This window comes from Lentisphaera marina, from assembly GCF_028745505.1.
Classification (GTDB): domain Bacteria; phylum Verrucomicrobiota; class Lentisphaeria; order Lentisphaerales; family Lentisphaeraceae; genus Lentisphaera; species Lentisphaera marina.
This window is the reverse complement of the sequence record NZ_JAQZZL010000001.1, coordinates 2,603,662-2,624,212: the sequence shown is the minus strand read 5'-3', so window position 1 is coordinate 2,624,212 and position 20,551 is coordinate 2,603,662. Positions and strand designations below refer to the sequence as shown.

The window sequence follows — 20,551 nt, the reverse complement described above, 5'->3', positions numbered from 1 at the left end:
AAAAGCCTTTGATTTTCTTAAGTTATACAGGGACTTATTTATTATTTAGATGTGGGAGTAAGTTTTTCTTGAGTCTTTGCTCTAATTGAGCGGCATGAAGATCCTTCGGGGAAATTAAATACGGACTTATGGCTTCATGAGTGAAGATCTGTGAAGAAGCGTTTTTTTTGAAATTCAGAGCAATGAAATTCAGTGAGGCAGGACCAAAATCATCTATTGGAAAATTAAGTTTATTCTTCGTGCGGATATTCCAAAAAGTTCCCCGTGCGCCACAATGTTTACCTAAACCAATACCACCACCGCAACGCCATAGGTCACTGCCAATTCCTGCATCTAAATTAGAGAAGAGATTTTCGTAAGGAGCCTGACGATGATGATCAAGACTAAGGTTAATGCCTTTACCATTTTTAAATACATTGCCACGACTACCTTTACCAAGGCCTAGATCGTGGATGAAATGAGTTTGGAAGTCGAACTTCTCAAAGAGACAATCGCTGGCGGCTAAAATTCCATGATGACCGGTGTAGCCCATGTGATTATTTTTGAGTTTTAAACGGTCGGATTTGAAGACGATTTCAGATGCGGTACAAAATTGTGAGTTCATAAAGATGCCGCTATCGCAATTTTCAAAGTGAACATTGCGGATCCAGCAATGAGCTACTGAATAAAAAGCAATACCATTTTTCCCTCTTTCACTGAAGTGCCCTTTGTAGGCACTATTTGGAAATGCGATCGTTAGGTTTTCGATGCCACTTTCAGTGAGCGAAGGATTAAAAGTTTTGATTAAGGGCTTCCATTTAAGTTTAATATTAAAGGGCAGAAGGCGCTCTATTCTTATGATATTGCCATTAATGGCGACAATTTTGGTGGTGAGTTTTGTTTTAAGCGTCTTTTTTAAATTTGTGGTATCGCCACTATCACCCGAGTAGAGTTCTTTAATCAATGATTTACTTTTGTCTTCACTTAATTCAATGCTGATGTATTGACCAACTTTGAGTTTGCTTGCGTCGACAAGGCTAATCTGATAACTACCCCTCATTTGTTCAGTACTGATTTTGGTAATGAACTTTTCTCGCAATGAACCTTGAAACCAAATAAAGCCACCTGACCATGAGTAGTTGGAAGTACTTTTTCCTGATGTGGTTTTTCCCATATTGGGACGTACATCTTCTAAATCAGTTTTGAATTCCAAAATAGTTTTTTCTGGGCCGTCACCCCGTAAAACTAAATTAGCTTTTTTAATCCACAAGATATCACTGACCTGAATCCGTGAGCTGATCTTAAAAAACAGCTTAAAAACAAGAAAACCTGTTGGTTTATAGTAATTTAAGTTACGACACCAAAATCACCCAACAGGTTTTCTCATGAATAAAGCATTTAAACTCGACACAGGCAATGATTCCCTTCACAGTATTGGCGGAATATTTTTAGGTGGCCAAGTCCTTCAACAAAGTGAAATTGACGATGAGTTCAATACAGATCACAAGGCCAATCATATCTTTCAAGATCTAGATATTTTCAAATCACAGGTGGGGTTACTGATTCAGGGGCGTGAACGCTTCACAGATATTAGTCAGTTTCGTGAAAACGAAGTCTTTATGAAATCACTTGGATTAAACAAAGTTCCATCCGAGGAACGTTTGCGTCAACGACTAGAAATCATGTCTTCTGAGCATGAAGTGCATTTAAAATCAGCGAATACAAACCTGCTCAAAAAACAGTGTATAGGTAATATATCAAAAGGGGGGATGAATTTTATTCCACTCGATATGGATGTATCACCCATGGATAACTCCGGTAGCCATAAAGAAAATGTGAGTTGGACATATAAAAATCATGACGGATTTTCTCCCATGTTTGCCTACCTTGGAACTGAGGGCTTTATGCTAAATAATGAGCTGCGTCCAGGTTCACAGCATGCACAAAAAGGGATGCCAGAGTTCTTAGATGACAGCTTTACTATGATCAAAAAATTAAAGCTTAAGCACCCCGTACTACTTCGTTTAGATTCCGCTCACGATGCTGAGGTTAATTTCGGATACCTTCCTGATGATCAATATTTTCTGATTAAACGGAACCTTAGAAAGGAATCTAAAGAACAGTGGCTATCCAACGCACGGCGTTTAGGGCGACAGCTTAAATCTCGAGATGGTAAGAGTGTCTTTGTCGGTGAACTCCATCACAAACATCCTGGAAACAATGAAGAACATAAAGTGGTTCCTGTTATTTTTAAAGTTACGGAACGACTCGAAGATCAAGATGGCAATCGACTTTTGATGCCAGAAATCGAAGTGGAGACCTATTGGACGAATTTACCTTTAGAAGCCGAGGATGTGATCGAACTTTATCACGATCATGGAACCAGTGAGCAGTTCCATAGCGAATTGAAGAGCGATATGAATGTAGAGCGTTTACCCTCAGGGAAATTTAAAGCGAATCAATTCTTTTTGCACTGCGCTATGCTCGCTTTTAATGTGCTCAGAGTCATTGGTAATCACCTTATCCATAATAAATCTTTGGCTCCAATTAAAATCAAAGCCCAACGACGCCGCCTACGGTGCGTGATACGTGACTTGATTTTAACCGCTTGTAAACACGTAAAGCACGCAGGAGATGAAACTCTCAAGTTTGGTCGACATAGCCCTTGGTTTAAGCTGTATCAAAAAATATCATTTAGCCTTTAATCCACTAATAAGAAGTTTATTGCAAAGCTCTTTTATTGAGTTTTGTGCTTTACTCTGTCCAAGTTGGGTGAATTGCCTTAGAAATTGCTATATTTACTATCCTTAGACACCTGATCACGAGCGATAGGCTTAAGAAATAAGGACATCTCACAATCTGGGATAAAAACGATCTAAGAATTACTCGACCAAACCATTATCTCATGAATCTCAAAACCTGATCACGGATTCAGGACTGAGTATGTAATGACCAGCCGGAATAAAAATAGCTCCGTCAGTGGAAGCTGCAATAGCTTTTCTAAAGGCTTCAGTCACATCTTTCCCAGAATTGGGGATAGCTCCAAAATCTCTTACATTTGAACTAATCGGGACGTGGGGGACGATTTTCTCTCCCGAATGATAACCCGCAAAAGAAAAGTCCGGCAACTGACTTTTAGCTGACCAAAGTTCACCTTCTTTACCCCATAGTTTTGAGTATTGATAATTATCACATAAAGCTAGCTGAGATAGTAAGAAGATTAGACTGATTAATTTTATGTACACGTGACTCCAAGGGCTCTATATTTTAGCTGAATATTTTTTGCTATTGATTACATTTACCATTTAGAATTAAAAAAATAGTCGTTAACTGTTTAAAACTTTGTATCAATGACGTCTTTTTTTCGATAGTTTTGTCTAAAATATACTTTTTTGACTGTATTATTAAATGAATTAAATAGGAAGAGATAATGAATCGTTTTTTTATACTGATGTTTTTTATGACTATTTCAGCTTCGGCAGAAATAAAGTTTCAAATGAAAGAAGTGTCTTCTGGACTGACAGTGAATTCTGCTCAAGTTTGGGATTACGATGGCAATGGTCATGGTGATGTGGTTTATACTGCGGATAATAAACTTTATGTTGCTATGGGGCCTGAATATAAGCCTTCAGTTGTGCTACAGATGCCGGAAGAATTTAGACGTCAGGCCATTCATTGTCGATTGATGGATGTTGATGGTGATGGTGATATGGACTTTGTCGGAACGGGACTCGGAACTTACTGGCTGGAGTGTCCAAGTAATGCTACAGATCAGTGGACTTATCATCAAATAACTTTGGATTTCGCTGGTACACACTGCGTCCTGATTGCTGATGCTGACGAAGATGGAAAGCTTGATATCATTGTTAATAATTTTCATCCAGAAGAGTTTAAGCGCCGCAAAGGTCCGACTAAAAACTTATTTCATTCGTCCATTATGGCCTACCCCATACCGGCTAATCCTAAAGATCCAAAAGCTTGGAAAGCCTATCCTTTAGCGGACAAAGATGCACCGGGTGGTTCTCATTATATGCACATGGCCGATATTGATGGGGATGGTAAAAAAGAAATGTTTGTAGGTGCCAAAGGAGACCCCTTTGAAAACGGCAATTATTTTGCCATTTGGAAAGCCGGGGAGGATCGCTTAAAGCCCTGGAAGAAAATAAAGGTCTTAAAAGATCAAATAGGTGCGACCCACATGTATGGAGTTGATATAAATGCTGATGGTAAAAATGATCTTGTCGCTTCTCGCGGCCATGGCAAGGGCTTAGTGGCTTTTATGGCGCCTAATTTTACAGCAGTAGAAATTGATCAGGAATTAGAGCGGCCACATACCATGGATGTTGCCGATCTTGATGGTGATGGAGATATTGACCTAGTCGCTTGTGGTAACGATTCAAATCGAGTCGAATGGCACGAAAATGATGGCAAAGGGAATTTTACTCGCCACGTTATCAGTGACGATCAAACAGCTTACGATGTAAGGGTTTACGATATTAATGGCGACGGTAAACTCGACTTCCTCATTGCAGGGCAAAAAGGAAAAAATGTAAGGATTTACTTTCAGAAATAAGTGATATAGGAAGATGTTTTAACTTAGGAAACAAGAGCTAAGGAAAAAGGTTTTAATTTAAAGTTGACTTCTGCCAAGCTTACTGAAGCAAGGGGGAGATCTATTGGGGTTCGTGAAGTAGAGCGTTGTAAAGGTTTCCCTGGTGGATAATTCTCACGCTACCATCAGCATAACCCGAATTATAACGATCAACGAGCTCGTGTGTGTTTTCAGGTGCAGTGGTATTGGCTCATTGCGTACCCATGTAAGCATGTCCGTTAGCCCCCAAAGATTTACCTTCGTGGTCATCATCTTGCATAAAAGTTAATACTTCACTCGATTTACCAATCGTTGAAATTTTAATACTTTCTCCCCAGGTTGTACTCAGGCCACTGAAGCCAAAGCGACCACTTGTGTTAGCTACATTATAGACATAAGAACGAGGGTTGCGATCACTATCTCGGACAATATTATCTGCGGGACATTTATAGGGACTTTTTTTTGTGAATTGTGGGTAATCTGTACGGTTAAGTTTTACGCCGTCTTTCTCATTATCACTTAAAGAGACTCCGAGGTAATCAAAGAGTTCGTCATCCCATACGATAAGTGAGGAACTATTTTTTTTGCCAAAGACAAAATACTGATTGTTATCATCCAAATAATTGTAGAGCGCAAAATTAATTTGTTTGATCTGGCTTTTACATGAGGCAAGCTGAGCACTTTTACGTGCCTTGCTCAAAGAGGGGAGAAGCAAACTTGCGAGTATCCCGATGATGGCAACTACCACGAGGATCTCGATAAGAGAGAAGTGTTTTTTGTAAAAAGACACAGAACGTTCCTTTGATAAATATAATTGTTATATTAATCAATACAGAACGGAAAATATGAATTTAACTGGGAAAGATAAATAATCTATGATTATTTTATCCCCAAGTTAGAACAAGCGGAAAAATTTATTCTTTGGGCGTGAGACTTATTTTTAATAAATTATTTATTTAGTAAAGCGCAAATCACTCAGTTTAATTTTGTGGACGAGAGCTTTTTTGCCATCGAGGCCAATGATTGAGAATTTAAGACTAGGGTCATTTTGCTTCCAGTCGATGTTTATCATAGCAAAATGGTTTTCACGGTAGACTTCTCCAATACGCACTGAATTTGGTTCAAAACTCTTCCAAGATTTATTGATACCACTAGAAGTAATATCGTAAAGGGGGTAGAGCCCAGGCTCATTTAATTTAGAAATTTCACCCCAGTGAACATCGCCTGAAATGAAAATCACACCTTCGGCACGAGTACTTTTAATGAGGTCGAGCATTTTTTGTCGTTCGAAGGGGAATAAAGTCCAGGATTCGTAACCATTATAATCATGGCCAAATTGAGTGCTACTGGCAATAATACGCAAGTCAGCAGGCTTTTCCAATTCCTTTTGTAACCATTGCCATTGTTGCTCACCTAAGAAGCTGTGACCGGGTTTTTCATGAGGACGATAATCGTGTTTCCAAATGGGGTGTTTTTCTTTTTTGTTTCTACGTATATGCTTGTCGCGAAAAGTACGTGTGTCTAAGACAATGACTTGTAGTGTTTTGTCGTCACTTTTGTGATAATAAGAAGTGAAGATTCCAGGGCTTTTACGACGCTCACTATTTTGTGGGCCGTCCCAGAAATTGAGAAAGATTTCTTTTGATTCATGCTTTTTAGAATACTCTTTGCCCGCATCATTTTTCCCATAGTCATGATCATCCCAAGTTGCGTAAATGAGTGGCACTTTAGATTTGAGGTGTTTGAACTCCTCGCGAGCACCGAGCTTATTGTATTTGTTTTCTAAAACTTTCATGTCTTTGGTATCACCGTAGATATTATCACCTAAATAAATAAACATATCAGCATTATGTTCAGTAACTTTATAAAGTATAGGCATGGGTTTTTCTTGTGAACCGCATGAACCAAAGGCAATCTTGCTTGGTAGGGATTGACTATGAAGACAGAAAATACTTAGAATAAGCGTGATAATAAATTTCATGAAGACCTCTTTGTAGTTTTGCATATATTACAACACTAAAATATTATTATAATGATAGAAGTAATAAAAATTGTGTTTTTTAGTGCATCTCATCGAATGAGTATCTGCTTACCTTGACTATTAAGGATATTTGAAGTCGTTTATTCAAAGATATAATGATTTCAATTGTTTGAGTTTAAAACTTTAATTGGAGCTTAGTTATGAAAAGATCTTATAAGATAATCATATTTGTTTTTTTGATACCATTCAGCCTTTTCTCGGAAGTTCAAAATTCACCATTCCATCAAAAACGAATCATGTTTTTGGGGGATAGTATCACTCGTGCGGGGATTTATTTCCGTTACATTGATTACTACCTACAAAAATCATTTCCAGACGAAAAAATCGATATCATAGGACTTGGGCTGGGTAGTGAGACAACGACCGGGGAATCAGAAACTCAACACCCTTGGCCACGGCCTAATGTTCATGAACGTTTGGATCGTGCACTCGAACTCGTAAAACCAGATATAGTTTCGGTCTGCTATGGTATGAATGATGGACTTTATCACCCCTTTTCTCAAGAGCGTTTCAGGGATTATCAAAAGGGGATTTTAGCTCTGATAGAAAAAGTAAGAGCTAGTGGTGCAGAAGTCATAGTCATGACGCCACCTCCCTTTGACCCTCAGTCACTTAATCCGAGAAAAACTTTGAAGTCAGAGGGGGCAGATGATTTCGGCTTTAAAACACCTTATGAAAATTATAATGATGTCTTAGCAAAATATGGCCAGTGGATCATGACTCTGAAAATCCCAGGGGTGACCACCATCGATATTCACACTCCGATTCAAAAGCATGTTGATGAGATGAGGACAAAGGATCCCAAATACACGATAAGTGGTGATGGAATTCACCCCAATGCTTTGGGACATCACTTGATGGCGAGAAGTTTTCTGAAGAGTTTAAATTTACTTAATGATGACAAGAGTCTTGCCGAAGCCAAAGAAGCTAGGAAGACTGATCGCCTCTGTGCTTTGATAAATAAACGTACAAGTCAACGTGCCAACGCTTGGCTCCAATATGTGGGATACACTCGTGGCACTGAAACAGTGAAAACTGATTCAATAAGTGATGCTGAGCAAGAAGCAACTCTGATGCAGCAAGAAATTAATAAATTGAAACTTAGTAAGGATTAATCTTTTAGTTCATGACTTATGGCTTTCCAGCGCTTCATTGAATTTTCTAAATTGATCGATTTATCTCCTTTGATACCGAAGCCCTGAAGGCTAATTGGACCAGTAAACTCTATGTCCTTCAATGCAGAGATTAATCGCGTTTGGGGAAAGCTGCCCTTGTCTAAAGATTGAATTAGTGTCTTCCAATCTTTTCCATCAATATCCGCTCCATTTATACTTACTGAAAAGAGTTTATCTTTGGCTTTTATAAGGATATTTTCCAAGTCATTGATATCTTCGTTTTTAAGAAAGTGACAGAGGTTAAACATAAGACCTAAATTGGGGTGATTGACTTTGTTTACGAGTTCAAGCGCTTGTGGTATGGTAGCAACAGCGAAGCCATGATGAGGATAGAGAGCAACGCGTATATTCAACTTTTTCGCACGTTCGGAAGTTTGTCGAATGGATTCAATAATCTGAGGGTTGATTTTGTGGACGGTGAGCTCAATCATTCCGCCATTTCCTAAAGCCTTGATTGAGTTCATGTCAATGGGTTTTTCAGTCGCTTGTAAATAGATACTTAAAACTTTGAGTTTATATTTTTTGTAAACTTCAACTTGCCTTGTGAGCTTGTCTCCCGCCTGAAAAACTTGGCTAATGCCACTGTATCCTAGTTTTTTGAGTAGTTGAGCTTGCTGTTCATAATTGAGTGCTGGCATAGCATTAGCAAAAGCATAAAATTCAGTTTTAAGTGGCTTTTCATTAAAGGAATAAAGTGTGTTACAAAATATTAGAATCAGTAGAAATTTGTATGGTATCATTTTTAGCCTGTGTACATTATGAGTTTATATATAATATATTAACTCGCCCTTATGCACACTGCTACAAAGTAGGTGATATATAAGTCTTTTACTTAAAAATGAGCTTAGTCTTGGCAGTCCCACATAGTACCAATTTGATTGCCATTGGCGGTGACATCTCGCAGTCCTAAGTAAGTATTCTGCAGGGACATGAAATTGCTGGAACCACTGATAGTGCCAAAATTGAGCTTGCCGTAATCATGAGCCCAAAATGTTTGATTGCTGTACTGGTCTTTGATGAAATTATTATTGGTATGACCATTATTACCTACACTTACATAGTTGCCTGGTCTATGATTTTCGGTGATCATTATAGTGCTGCCAGTATTGTTGAGCTCGGTGATTTTCATTGACCAAGAATTGCCATTCATAAAGCCGCGGAATTTACCATTGCTATTATTATCTTTCCCATAATTTAATGCATAAGAGCGTAAAGAGCGATTTTCATTCTGTAATTCTACCTCAGTAGCAGGACAACCATAGATACTTGAGCTTGTTGAAGCTTCGGAACTGAAAGCAGAGTTATCTAGGCCACGACCATCATAGTCATAGACTCCTAATTTATCATCCCAAGAAGAATTGCCATTAGTGACATCATGTGAGTAGGGGAAATACTGATCTTGATCAGAAGTGTACATGTATATAGCGGTACTAATTTGTTTAATATTCGACGTGCATAGGGCCAGTCTAGATTTCTTTCTTGCCTGACCAAGTGCAGGGAGTAATAGAGAGCTTAAGATGGCGATGATAGAAATTACGACGAGAATTTCTACTAAAGAGAATTTTTTTACTTGCTTCATGGTGATGTCCTCAATTTCTGTTTTATAAGAGGAACCACTGGCAATTAATAATCTTTAAGCTCTTTTTTTGAAAAAATACTCAAAAGATAAAACTTGTATTATTCGATGATATTATCAATAAAGTTGATGCCTTGCATAATTAGCAGGTAATGAGGCTTATTTATAGAAACGAGCTTAACTTTAAATTCGAATAAATTATCTGGGAGTGTCGAGTATAGCCTTAGAAAAAGGCAAAAAAAAAGATGTCAAAAGATAGAAAACTATCTTTATAACATCTTGAAATCAATTTTACTCTCTGAAAGAGAGAGAGAAATTAAAGGGGCTTAACGTTAGTTGCGCAAGGGCCTTTTTGACCTTGTCCAACTTCGTATTCAACTTGTTGCCCTTCGGCTAAAGTTTTAAAACCACTTGTTTGAATTTCTGTGTGGTGAACAAAAAGATCTTTGTCGCCGTCGCCGGGAGTTATAAAACCAAAACCTTTGTCATCAGCAAACCATTTAACTGTACCAGTTGCCATAATTGTATCCATAATATACTTTTTTAAATCAGCACAAATTGTGCAGCTTCAGTATAGTGGCATTATATAAAAAATCACGTGCTAAGCTGTTTTTTTTAGTAGCTTGTGGGTTTTTGTGGTAAAAAACAGGACTTTTTGAGCTGATTTCAATTATTAAGTTCTTTGCCTAGACAAGTATGAAGTAATAATTAATCCTGGCAATCCCACATAGTACCAATCTGATTGCCAGATGAAGTGGCGTCGCGAAGACCGAGGTAGCTGTGTTGCATACTTAATATACGAACAGATCCATCTATCATACTAAGATTGAGTTGCCCGTATTTATGAGTCCAAAAATCTGGGGTGTCATAAAAGGCTTTAATAAAGTTATTGTTGGTGAAATCGTTATTATTATTCCCTAGATAATTACCAGGTTTGTTATTTTCGGTGATCATAATGCTCTGGGAGGCGTCATTGACTTCATTTGATTTCATCGACCAACTGCCAGTGCCAATACCGCGAAATTGGCTAGGTTTATGAGCTTTTCCATAGTTGAGTGAGTAGCTACGTTTTTGATTGTTTTGATTCGTTAAAGCAACTTCACTTGCGGGACATTCGTAAATAGAGGCATCAGTTAACTTACTCTTATTATCCACTTGTTCAGCAGTAATATTTCGGCCGTCGTATTCCATAATACCCAAGCGATCATCCCAAGAAGTATTATTGTGTTCGGAACTAAAGGGGAAGTAGTCATCGTGGTCTTCTGTATACATATATATAGCAATACTTATTTGCTTGTTATTAGAAGTGCAGAGTGCGAGCTTAGATTTTTTTCTAGCTTGGCCAAGAACGGGAAGCAGGAGGCTAGCAAGTATTCCGATAATGGCGACAATTACCAATAATTCGATTAAAGAAAACGGATGTTTCATTTTTGAAGCTGAATTTACTTTTATGCTCATTTAATCGTCCTCATGATATGATTGTATATCATAGAACAAAGGATAGAAAGAAATCTTTGTGCATTTTAAAAAAAAGCTTAGCTATTTCTCATGTAGTTCTTTGATCTTATGAGCCATAAAAGAAAAAACTAAAAAAAATACATTTTGCTCAAAGAATTCAGATCTAGCTTTGTAGTACTTTTACCTAGAGTAAGTAAAAAAAGGATTTGATGTGGATTTTAATAGACGAAGTTTTTTGAAAGCTGCAGGGGTGAGTCTACTTTTGCCAAAGTTAGAAAGTGAAGCGGCGAGCAGTACTGGAGAAGTTAAGAATCTTTTTTGTGTGGCCCTCAATTTTGGTGTTCATCCAGGCCATTTCTTTCCGAGCGATAATGATCCTTGTTCAAGTAAAGTTTTGAGCTTAATGAAGGAGAATAAATCAGACCTCACAGTTCTTTTAAATACTCAGCACCCACACAAAGGTGGTCATGGAGCGGTGCATAGTTTTTTGAGTGGCTATAAAGCTCAAGACTCCCGACAACTACGAGAAAAAAATATTTCTATCGATCAAAAGTTTATTAATGAAATAAAGCCTAATACGCGCTTTAGATCTTTGCAATTGGCCATGGGCGGCGCCGGAACTATGAGTCAATCATGGAATGAAAAAGGTGAGCCCTTACGCAATATTTATGATATTGAGGAGATCTATGAAAAACTCTTTGTGGAACCAAGCAAGAAAGGGCGTGAACTAAGGCGAAAAATTCTCCACAATAAAAGTTCGGTAATTGACTTTGTCTACAAGCAAGCGAATCGCATGAAACGCTCTGGAACGAAGCGAGACGGTGAAATTATAGATGAGTACATGACTGGGGTTCGCGGCGTTGAAAAAAGGATATCAGATTCAAAAAGCTGGATCGATATACAGAAACCAATCGTAGATTATCAACTACCAGCTAATGCTATTAGCAATGCCAGTAATTTGCAGGAGTATTATAAACTCATTCATTTAGCTTTTATGACGGATCAAACACGAGCCATTACTTTGGGAATTCCATCAAACCCTTCGGCGGTGCCCATTGATGGTGTAAGTACGGGTTATCACAGCTTGACCCATCATGGGAATCAGCCTGATCGCTTGAAACAGTTATACTTGATAGATAGCCATAATGTAAAATGTTTTAACAAGTTCATTACCCAGATGAAAAATACTGAGACTGCTGATGGTCAAAAGCTTTACGATCGTTGTGCGATGATTTTTGGTAGTGGAATGGGGGATGCCAACAATCATAGCAATAAACGTTTACCTGTCATTATGTCAGGTGGTCTTCTAAAACCGGCAGGCGTTTTAGATATGAAGGGACGAAATTTATCCGATGCCTATGTAACGATTCTAGGGAAACTGGGAGTTCATCTAGATAAATTTGGACATAATCGGGGGAACCTAAATGGTGAGGTTTAAATTACTTATACTCATTTGTATTTTTGCACTATTCGCAAAATCGATGGATCAGCGAGTTCGTGGGATTTTAGAGAAAAGTTGTGTTGAATGTCACAGTGAAATCAAAACAAAGGGTGACCTCCGTCTCGATAATATTAATTGGCCAGTGAAATCTGAAGAAGAAGCCGAAAAGTGGTACCAAGTTTTAGATACGATTCACTTAGAAGAAATGCCTCCAGAAGAGGAAGATCAATTAAGTATTGAAGATAAAAAATACTTTTTAGATACCTTGAACTCCAACTTAGGAAGGCTCAAATTCAAGATGCTCAAACCCCAACCTCGCTTGATGACGGGAGAAGAGTTTAAGCTGACTGTTAGTGATTTGTTAGATATAGATAACAAATTTTTAGACCCAGGCCGTTACATTCCCAAACTCGCGGTAGCCACAAAGTATGACACCCATTCCAAGGATCAAATATTTTCACTGGAAGCCATCGATGAATTTGTTGATGGAGCACTTGGCTCGGTCTTTTATAAGATTGACCCTAAAGCCAAGCCCGTGAGTCAAAAGAAAGAATTCTCAACAACAAATATCAAAATGGGTGGGCACCAAGGGATAACGGAAGCGAATAAATATTTTGAACTTCGCTACAAATGGCATTCGAATAAAACTTATTTGAAGTGGACGGTTGAGCACGATGGTTTCTACGAATTTGAGTTCGATGCAGAGGCCAAAGGTCTTAAAGCATCCGGTATAAAAGACTTTGACAAATTGACTGAACGTTTTAGAAATGGGGAGCACCATGAACTTCATTTACTTGGACATAGAACTGAAATTTTACCAGGTTTGAATCCCTCATATTTTTTTGTTGATCAAATCCCCATCAAAGCTAAGCGAAACACTTACCGAAAAAGAGTGTACTTGGAAAAAGGCCATAGAATTCACCTGGAATTTGGATCCGGGCCAAATTATGGAGCAGTGAAAAAAGGCTTTAAACAAAAGCTAGTGAAAAATGATAAATATTATCCTGGTCCAGGGATTCGTATTTACGATGTGAAGGTCAAAGGACCCATGATTGAAGCTTGGCCATCTCCAACGATTAACTTTTACTTTGGAGGCGATTACACCCTCGAGAATGATGAGAAGAGTAAGGAAGTCATCAAACGCTTTGTGATTCGTGCCTACCGAGGACGGGCAAGTAAAGAAGAGTATGAGAACTTATGTATTTATTATGATCAAATGATTCAGCAGGGCTGTGATCGTTTAGAAGCTTTACGCATGACACTTGTTACGATCTTGGTTTCTCCAAGATTTTTATTTATTAATCAACCTCCAACTGAAGGAGGTCGCAATCCACAGCTTGCAGAACGTTTATCCTATTTTATGTGGAGCTCAAATCCGACTTCGAAGATGATCAAGCTTTCGACTTCCCTCGAGCAAAACCCAAAGACTCTGGCGAAGGGGATTTATTGGATGATGCAGCAACCACAATTTAAACGCTTTGTACATCGTTTTACGATTCAGTGGATGGATTTAGAAAATATGGATGAGATGGCACCTGACCCCACAAGATATAAGAATTACTATCAAAAAAACATGAGGGAACTTTATCAAACCCAGACATTCCTTTATATGGAGCACTTACTCAAAGAAAATCGACCGATCTCTGAATTGCTAGATAGTGATTATACATTTTTAAATAAAAACCTAGCAGAAATTTATGAGCTGCCAAATGATGGCTTGGGAGAAGGGTTTAAAAAAGTCCCTCTACCTGAGGGGTCACCACGTGGCGGTTTACTTGGTCAGGGTAGTTTTTTGACAACGACTTCTAACGGAGTAGAAACATCTCCTATTATGCGAGGTATTTGGTTATTAGATAAGTTTTTGGGGGACCGTCCGCCACCAGCTCCTGACGATGTGATGGCCTTAGATAATGATACTAGAGGTGCGAGTACAGTAAAAGATATTTTATTAAAGCATAGTTTAAACAAAGATTGTCATTCATGTCACCGTAAGATCGATCCTCTTGGTTTGAGTCTTGAGCATTTTGATCCCATAGGTTTGTACAGAAAAGATTATGGCTCAGGTTTTTCCAGGAAAATTCGTAACAGTATGAAAAATCACAATTTTAGCATTCAGGATTTTTCAAAAAATTATGATGGCAGGGAAATTAAAGGAATGAGGGGGTTGAAAATTTACCTAAAATCGAAAGAGCGAGATTTAGCCAGTAGCTTTTGTAGTGAGCTTATGTCCTTTGGTCTGGGGCGTGAATTGATGCGGTCGGATCGTCAAGAGGTCGATGCGATTATCGCAAAAACAGAAAAACGTGGTTGGCTCATGAGGGATATTCTCATAGAATTACTGCGTTCAAAATCTTTTGCCCTAAAATAAGCACCTTAAATTGCATGAGAACTGTCTAAATTAAGCTACTCAAGTCATCTGATAAATTAAAGGAAGCGCTTAAGTTTTGGGAATTATATTTAGTTTGCTTACTTTTAAATGAAACAAAAATTTTGAAGGAGAGAAAAGGTGTTCAAAAAATTACCAAAATTATTAACTCTTGTATTATTGTCAGGATTAGTTCAAGCTGAAGAAGTTTTCCCTGCGCTCATTCCTACAGAAAAGCCAACAGATCGACCGATTAGTAGAGCTGTTGAAAGACTTTATGATCAGTGGAATCCACTAGAAGATCGCAATAATGAACTTTATTCAAACTTCAAATATACACGCTTGAAGGGCTTGGCGCTTTCCAGCGAGATTTCCCGTCGCGACCCAACAAAAGTTATTAAAGTAGATGGGATTTATCACGTTTGGTATACGGGCCGTAGAACTAAAGAAGTTCCAGAGGGCTTGAAAAAGGCGACTGATACAAAACCTGGAACTGATTGGGATTTAGCGGACATATGGCATGCGACCAGTCAAGATGGCTGGACTTGGGTTGAGGATAAAGAGCCAGCAGTAAGACGTCCCCCTAAGCCTGAGCAAGGCTTTCGTTCAATATGCACACCTGGTATACTTATGTGGAAAGGAAAGTATTACCTCTACTTTCAGGCATATAGCCCTATGGTTGGTGGTCAGGCATATTGTCCCGTACGAGTAGCTTATGCCGATTCACCTAGTGGTCCCTGGACGCATCATCCTGAGCCAGTAATTTTACCTGGTCCAAAAGGATCCTGGAATAATATAAAAATTAATGATCCATGCCCCGTAGTTCACAATGGAAAGATCCTTGTTTATTACAAAGGAGCTCCGATCGAGCGTGGAGATGAATACGTTTTGCGAATGCAGGGTGTTTCATTTGCTGACGACCCTCTAGGTCCCTTTATACCTTCTCCTAAAAATCCAGTTATCAATTCTGGTCACGAAACCTGTATGTTTCCCTTTGGCGATGGCATTGCGGCATTAATTGCACTCGATGGACCAGAAAAAAATACGATTCAATATTCTGAAGATGGTGAAGATTTTGAAATTAAATCCTTAATCCAAGTTCCACCAGTAGCCCCTGGTCCCTTCTGTCCAAGTGCATTTAAAGGAGATGGTAAAAATACTGGCTTTACATGGGGACTATGCCATATCAATATCGATGGTGGTGGTGCACAAAAATCATCAATTCTCGCTAGGTTCGATTGTGATTTATCACCGGATATAGATATTCCATATTTTAAGCATAATAACTTGCGTTTTAATGAACAGACTTACTTCCAAAAGAATATTGGCTTGAATCCCAATATGACTAAGATGATGAAGCGTCTAAGTAAAAAAGAACAGGATATGAACTAATTGACCATCATCGATGATCATGAATGTTAATGAACAATATTCCTTGGGATTGGTCCTGCGGACTGCACCCCAAGGCTAAAGGCATTGAGTACCTTCGGCGCTCTTGATCAGTATAGAAATAATTGTTTTCACCCTCGAAGAGGGTGAATATGTTTAGCCTGGTGCGTAAGCGCCAGGATCAAAAAAGTGAAGCTACGCTGTCCTCGTAGAGAGCGAATTATGGCAAATATTTGTTGTCGAATTTTATCTTTGATTTTTCGAGAATCTGCTTAAATTCATCTTCCCATGTTATAAGCTTGTGATGCTCCTGCTGATTTTTGATGTAATGAATGACCGACTCAAGGTCTGACTGGTTTTTGCTTAAGGCAGCGTACTCTCTTTGCCAACCAGGGAAATCTTTAATTAAACCATGACTTTTTAACCAATGGCTTGTAGATGTTTTGACATCTCTTACATAGGAAGAAAGCGATACCTCAGAATGTAAATTCACCAAAATATGAATGTGTTCGTTCATGCCATTAATTCGGATTAGATGACATTTTTTGTTTTTGCTAATTCCCCAAATGTATTTAAATATTTCTTCACGAAGCTCCTCTTTTAAACAAGGCCTTCTATTTTTTGTTGAAAAAATAATGTGATAAAATGATTGTGTATAAGACATTTTTATTTCCTCCGTTTTACTATGAATATTATAATTCATCTGGTGGTGCGGAAGCAAATTAATTGACCATCTTCGATGATCATTTTCTCTTATATATAATTTTCCTTGGGAATTGCCCTGCGGGCGGCTCCCCAAGGCTAAAGGAATTAAGCACCTTCGGCGCTGGCCTCATCAATTACGGAATGATGGTTTTTGCCCTCGAAGAGGGTGAATATGTTTAGCCTGGTGCGTGAGCGCCAGGATTAAAACGGTGAACCTAGGTCGTCCTCGAAGAGGGCGAATGATTGACCATATTCGGCGCTGGCCTTATCAATGACGGAATGATGTTTTACCACATCCTCTGAGAGAGGTGAATTATTGTGCGGCCATTGGCATGTGAAACTTTTCACTATTGCTTCTATTTTTCATCATGGCTTTGTGGACACGGTCGACGACTTCCGGCATTTGTGTAGCAAGGTCATTCTGCTCTTGTGGGTCATTCTCTAGATCATAGAGTTCCCACTTGGGTGTACTTTTCTTTTTCTTGCCGCGAGGAAGTAAGTTTTGACGAACACCTTTCCAGCGACCATCGAGAATAATGGCCTGCTGGCCACCATAACCTTGGAATTCCCAAGCGAGAACTGGCTGAGTTTCTTGTTCTTTACCGAGTAATTCTGCTAGAAAACTGACGCCATCGTTCGTTTCAGGCACCTCAGTATCTAATAACTCACACATGGTAGCGAGTACATCCACAAAGCCACTGACATGTTGGCTGACTTGTTCAGTTTTAATTTTTCCAGGCCAGTGAGCAATCATGGGAACGCGAAGACCACCTTCATAGACAGACCCTTTTAAACCGCGCAGTCCCTTGACGCTATTGAAGAACTTATGATCGACTTCTATGCAGTGAGAAGCCCCGTTGTCGCTACTGAATATAACAAGTGTGTTATTATCAAGGTTTAATTCCTTCAGGAGGCTCATGACAGCTCCCACATGTTCATCCAAATCAGAAATCATAGCGGCATAACCGGCACGGGGACGTAGGTGAGGTAGATAATTAGCCTTGTATGTATTTTTCTTTGGAAGGTCCCATTCTTTTGGATAGCTATCGACCCAGTTATGAGGGGGGTGCATAGCGAGGTGAGGTTCAATGAAGGGGAGGTAGGCAAAGAAGGGCTTGTCTTTGTTAGTTGTTATGAATTTAAGTGCTTCGTCTAAAATGAGATCAGGAGCGTAGTTTTCAGCGTAAAACTGGGAGAAATCAAAATCGCTTCCTACGGTTTTTCTCCAATGACCTGGCACGGGATTTTTGTTGATAATAACTTTTGTATCGTCACTCCATAAGTGGGGTGGGTAAAAGGAGTGTGCCACGCGTTGACAATTGTAACCATAGAAGCGGTCAAAGCCAAGAGCTTTTGGGTCACTTGATGAACCGGGGTAACCAAGGCCCCATTTACCGAAGGCTCCTGTAGCGTAAGCTTGATCTTTAAAGATTTGAGCAAGACTTATTCCTGGATTATGAATGGCTTCTTGGCCTTCAGGTTTATATTCTCGGTTGTTGCGTACGTAGGCTTTTGAAAGCTGTTTTCCTGTTAATAGAACACCGCGCGAGGGGGCACAGACTGGCGCGCCAGAATAATGACGAGTAAAGCGCATACCGTTTTCAGCGAGGGCATCAATATTCGGAGTTTTGATTTTACTTTGACCATAGCAGCCCAGTTCACCATAGCCCAAATCATCTGCTAAAATGTAGATGACATTAGGTTTTGCGGATTGAGCAAAAAGAAATAGAGGGAAACAAAGACTTAGAAGTAAGAGTTTTTTCATTTTAAATCCAAATAATACAATTAAATAAATATATTAATATTACATAGATGTTTTAAAGTACAAATGTATTATACTTCCTAAGTAGTTCTGCTTATCGAAGAACCTGCTAGCTCTTAAACTGTCGAATATGGAGGGCGCAGCATGAATTATATTTATTAATCGACTTATTTTTTAGTGAGGCATATAGGTGTAGAAGTCCTAATGTATTTTTATTAAAGGTGATGGTTTTAGGAGAAATCGAGGCGTAAAGATTAAAAATGTTTTCGACTCTACTAAAATAAATAGGATAAGAGCATTTTATTTACTGGCTTTTGCAGGAGTGTAATCGACATAGCAGTAATAGGCAGACATAAAACTACCATCACTTAATTGAAATTCGGTAATGAGTTCCGCAAGCCCTGGCTCGAGCTCCAATGTGAAACTTATCGACCTATGTGTGGCTGATACTTTGCAACTTCTCTTTTGTCCCTGTATTTCAATGTGGGCAGATTGAGCATTGATAAGCTTACCATTGACTCCACCATCTGAATTTATGGCTTTATTCAGTTCTTCGGGCCAGCGGCTAAAAGTAAATTTATACTTGCCTTTTTTGGCAACTTTGAGCATCCACTTGCCACGAGTTGCCATTCCCTGTTCCACCTGACGATGATTCCAGGGAGTTTTTGATGTAAGAAGATCATGGCTGGTGAGAATTAAAGGGTTTTCTTTTTCTGAACCAATGATGATGTGAGAGTCGATATGGTGATCAGCAGATGTGCTGACCCAGAAATCTTCATAACTTTCCCGGAGTCGTGTGACAATTTCCGGGTGTGACTTGGCAATATTTTGCTTTTGTTCAGGGTCATTTTTGAGCTTATAGAGTTCTTTGCCATCCACGAGTCTCCAGTCTTTATACATCACCGAACAACGGCGCCATTTTTCAGGACTTACGACACGCTGATTTTCAACAATTAGAGTTCGTTCCTCCAATTTTTGGTCATTAGAATAAATTAAGTCTTTTAATGAAGAACCATCGAGTTCAGGCGTATCGGATTTTAAAGAAAGTAGGTCAATGAAAGTTGGAAGTAGGTCAATATGGGCAGTCAGGGTATTGATATCACGTCCACCAGTAATTTTACCTGCAGGCCAATTGATGAAAAAAGGAACTCGATGACCCCCCTCATATTGAGAGCCTTTTTGACCACGCATATTCGCTGTGTACCCTAATTTCTTTTTTATTTTTTTATTATATGCAATGCCTTTGGCAGAGCCATTATCTGTGGTAAAAATGAGGATTGTATTATCGTACAAACCTTCTGCTTTTAAGAATTTTTCAAGTTTGGCAAAGTTGTCATCAATATTTGTGACCATGCCGTAAAATGCGGGTTCAGCAATATTTGGGTTATTACGGTATGGAGCTTCGTATTCTTCAGGACAATTAAGTGGCGTATGCGGAGCATTCGGAGAAATATAAGCAAAGAAAGGTTTATCATGGCTTTGTTTTATAAACTCAATAGCTTCGTCAAACCAAATGTCAGTGCAATAACCTTTAAATTTCTTCCATTGGCCATTGACCATGTAGGTGTCGTCAAAATAATCATTGCCATAATAATCTGGAGTTTGGTGAATCCCTCCTGCACCGTGAATGACAATTTGATCAAAGCCGCGATCCTGAGGGCGAAAGGGATAGGAATCGCCGAGGTGCCACTTGCCAAAAATCCCCGTTGTGTAGCCATTTTCTTTTAAGACATTTGCCAAAGTTTTTTCACGACTCCTTAGCATGTTTCTTCCATTCACTGTATGCCATACACCATTGCGTCCCGAATAGCGCCCAGTCATAAGCGCGGAACGAGTTGGGGCACAAGTTGGGTCGACGTGATAATTGTTTAGACGTAGGCTTTCCTTATGAAATTTATCTAAGTGCGGAGTCTTAATCCAAGGGTTGCCATGACAAGCTAGGTCGCCATAGCCCTGGTCGTCAGTAATAATGAGGATGACATTAGGAGTCTCTGCGTAGATAGTGGAAATAAAGAGAAAAGTTATTGCGATAATTTTGTACATAAAAACCTTTGTTTTATAAGCTGACA

The 20,551-nt window shown here is 39.0% G+C and carries 17 protein-coding genes; 6 read left to right on the top strand and 11 right to left on the bottom strand.

The features are described from left to right. Positions 1–34: 34 nt before the first annotated feature. On the bottom strand, positions 35–1,249 hold the full coding sequence (locus tag PQO01_RS10530; protein WP_274313969.1) for a right-handed parallel beta-helix repeat-containing protein: 1,215 nt from the start codon (positions 1,247–1,249) through the stop codon (positions 35–37). 115 nt (positions 1,250–1,364) lie between these two features. Here PQO01_RS10530 and PQO01_RS10525 point away from each other — a divergent pair, with 115 nt between their 5' ends. Further along, the gene (locus PQO01_RS10525) at positions 1,365–2,684 is read left to right on the top strand and encodes an IS1380 family transposase (protein WP_274313968.1); all 1,320 of its coding nucleotides are present in this window, start codon (positions 1,365–1,367) and stop codon (positions 2,682–2,684) included. A gap of 207 nt (positions 2,685–2,891) precedes the next feature. On the opposite strand, the gene PQO01_RS10520 is transcribed toward PQO01_RS10525, so the two are convergent. Continuing rightward, positions 2,892–3,224 carry a glycosyl hydrolase family 28-related protein gene (locus PQO01_RS10520; protein WP_274313967.1) on the bottom strand — a complete coding sequence of 111 codons (333 nt, stop codon included), beginning with the start codon at positions 3,222–3,224 and terminating at the stop codon, positions 2,892–2,894. A gap of 185 nt (positions 3,225–3,409) precedes the next feature. On the opposite strand from PQO01_RS10520, the gene PQO01_RS10515 reads away from it, so the two are divergent. After that, the gene (locus PQO01_RS10515; RefSeq protein WP_274313966.1) at positions 3,410–4,552 is read left to right on the top strand and encodes an FG-GAP repeat domain-containing protein; all 1,143 of its coding nucleotides are present in this window, start codon (positions 3,410–3,412) and stop codon (positions 4,550–4,552) included. Positions 4,553–4,781: 229 nt separating this feature from the next. On the opposite strand, the gene PQO01_RS10510 is transcribed toward PQO01_RS10515, so the two are convergent. Both PQO01_RS10510 and PQO01_RS10505 read right to left on the bottom strand, forming a co-directional pair. Next, a complete protein-coding gene (locus PQO01_RS10510; protein ID WP_274313965.1) occupies positions 4,782–5,360 on the bottom strand; it encodes a prepilin-type N-terminal cleavage/methylation domain-containing protein in 579 nt (192 codons plus the stop codon). Between the two features lie 162 nt (positions 5,361–5,522). Then, the gene (locus tag PQO01_RS10505) at positions 5,523–6,551 is read right to left on the bottom strand and encodes an alkaline phosphatase D family protein (RefSeq protein ID WP_274313964.1); all 1,029 of its coding nucleotides are present in this window, start codon (positions 6,549–6,551) and stop codon (positions 5,523–5,525) included. Positions 6,552–6,751: 200 nt separating this feature from the next. Here PQO01_RS10505 and PQO01_RS10500 point away from each other — a divergent pair, with 200 nt between their 5' ends. Further along, the gene (locus PQO01_RS10500) at positions 6,752–7,726 is read left to right on the top strand and encodes an SGNH/GDSL hydrolase family protein (RefSeq protein WP_274313963.1); all 975 of its coding nucleotides are present in this window, start codon (positions 6,752–6,754) and stop codon (positions 7,724–7,726) included. Here PQO01_RS10500 and PQO01_RS10495 read toward each other — a convergent pair. The 4 genes from PQO01_RS10495 to PQO01_RS10480 all read right to left on the bottom strand — a co-directional run bounded on the left by PQO01_RS10495 (position 7,723) and on the right by PQO01_RS10480 (position 10,820). After that, the gene (locus PQO01_RS10495; RefSeq protein WP_274313962.1) at positions 7,723–8,526 is read right to left on the bottom strand and encodes a sugar phosphate isomerase/epimerase family protein; all 804 of its coding nucleotides are present in this window, start codon (positions 8,524–8,526) and stop codon (positions 7,723–7,725) included. The genes PQO01_RS10500 and PQO01_RS10495 overlap by 4 nt on opposite strands. Before the next feature lie 104 nt (positions 8,527–8,630). Then, positions 8,631–9,365 (bottom strand): type II secretion system protein, encoded by a 735-nt coding sequence (locus PQO01_RS10490; protein WP_274313961.1) that lies wholly within the window; start codon positions 9,363–9,365, stop codon positions 8,631–8,633. 313 nt (positions 9,366–9,678) lie between these two features. Continuing rightward, on the bottom strand, positions 9,679–9,882 hold the full coding sequence (locus tag PQO01_RS10485) for a cold-shock protein (protein ID WP_274313960.1): 204 nt from the start codon (positions 9,880–9,882) through the stop codon (positions 9,679–9,681). 188 nt (positions 9,883–10,070) lie between these two features. Further along, positions 10,071–10,820: a type II secretion system protein gene (locus tag PQO01_RS10480; protein ID WP_274313959.1), complete on the bottom strand. Its 750-nt coding sequence runs from the start codon at positions 10,818–10,820 to the stop codon at positions 10,071–10,073. Between the two features lie 211 nt (positions 10,821–11,031). Between PQO01_RS10480 and PQO01_RS10475 the strand changes: the two genes are divergently transcribed. The 3 genes from PQO01_RS10475 (at position 11,032) to PQO01_RS10465 (ending at position 16,018) form a co-directional block, all read left to right on the top strand. Next, on the top strand, positions 11,032–12,258 hold the full coding sequence (locus PQO01_RS10475; protein WP_274313958.1) for a DUF1552 domain-containing protein: 1,227 nt from the start codon (positions 11,032–11,034) through the stop codon (positions 12,256–12,258). Then, the gene (locus PQO01_RS10470; protein WP_274313957.1) at positions 12,245–14,629 is read left to right on the top strand and encodes a DUF1588 domain-containing protein; all 2,385 of its coding nucleotides are present in this window, start codon (positions 12,245–12,247) and stop codon (positions 14,627–14,629) included. The genes PQO01_RS10475 and PQO01_RS10470 overlap by 14 nt, the downstream gene beginning before the upstream one ends. Before the next feature lie 138 nt (positions 14,630–14,767). Next, positions 14,768–16,018, top strand: coding sequence for a glycoside hydrolase family 117 protein (locus tag PQO01_RS10465; protein ID WP_274313956.1), 1,251 nt, complete (start codon positions 14,768–14,770; stop codon positions 16,016–16,018). 217 nt (positions 16,019–16,235) lie between these two features. On the opposite strand, the gene tnpA is transcribed toward PQO01_RS10465, so the two are convergent. The 3 genes from tnpA to PQO01_RS10450 all read right to left on the bottom strand — a co-directional run bounded on the left by tnpA (position 16,236) and on the right by PQO01_RS10450 (position 20,525). Next, a complete protein-coding gene (tnpA, locus tag PQO01_RS10460; RefSeq protein ID WP_274313955.1) occupies positions 16,236–16,679 on the bottom strand; it encodes an IS200/IS605 family transposase in 444 nt (147 codons plus the stop codon). A gap of 354 nt (positions 16,680–17,033) precedes the next feature. Beyond that, the gene (locus PQO01_RS10455; protein ID WP_274313954.1) at positions 17,034–18,485 is read right to left on the bottom strand and encodes an arylsulfatase; all 1,452 of its coding nucleotides are present in this window, start codon (positions 18,483–18,485) and stop codon (positions 17,034–17,036) included. A gap of 297 nt (positions 18,486–18,782) precedes the next feature. Further along, positions 18,783–20,525: an arylsulfatase gene (locus PQO01_RS10450; protein ID WP_274313953.1), complete on the bottom strand. Its 1,743-nt coding sequence runs from the start codon at positions 20,523–20,525 to the stop codon at positions 18,783–18,785. Between the last annotated feature and the right edge of the window lie 26 nt (positions 20,526–20,551).

Coding starts and splice junctions, on each gene's coding strand:
- PQO01_RS10525 (WP_274313968.1), top strand. CDS start 1,365: ATGAATAAAGCATTTAAACTCGACACAGGCAATGATTCCCTTCACAGT.
- PQO01_RS10515 (WP_274313966.1), top strand. CDS start 3,410: ATGAATCGTTTTTTTATACTGATGTTTTTTATGACTATTTCAGCTTCG.
- PQO01_RS10505 (WP_274313964.1), bottom strand. CDS start 6,551: ATGAAATTTATTATCACGCTTATTCTAAGTATTTTCTGTCTTCATAGT.
- PQO01_RS10500 (WP_274313963.1), top strand. CDS start 6,752: ATGAAAAGATCTTATAAGATAATCATATTTGTTTTTTTGATACCATTC.
- PQO01_RS10495 (WP_274313962.1), bottom strand. CDS start 8,526: ATGATACCATACAAATTTCTACTGATTCTAATATTTTGTAACACACTT.
- PQO01_RS10490 (WP_274313961.1), bottom strand. CDS start 9,365: ATGAAGCAAGTAAAAAAATTCTCTTTAGTAGAAATTCTCGTCGTAATT.
- PQO01_RS10485 (WP_274313960.1), bottom strand. CDS start 9,882: ATGGCAACTGGTACAGTTAAATGGTTTGCTGATGACAAAGGTTTTGGT.
- PQO01_RS10480 (WP_274313959.1), bottom strand. CDS start 10,820: ATGAGCATAAAAGTAAATTCAGCTTCAAAAATGAAACATCCGTTTTCT.
- PQO01_RS10470 (WP_274313957.1), top strand. CDS start 12,245: ATGGTGAGGTTTAAATTACTTATACTCATTTGTATTTTTGCACTATTC.
- tnpA (WP_274313955.1), bottom strand. CDS start 16,679: ATGTCTTATACACAATCATTTTATCACATTATTTTTTCAACAAAAAAT.
- PQO01_RS10455 (WP_274313954.1), bottom strand. CDS start 18,485: ATGAAAAAACTCTTACTTCTAAGTCTTTGTTTCCCTCTATTTCTTTTT.
- PQO01_RS10450 (WP_274313953.1), bottom strand. CDS start 20,525: ATGTACAAAATTATCGCAATAACTTTTCTCTTTATTTCCACTATCTAC.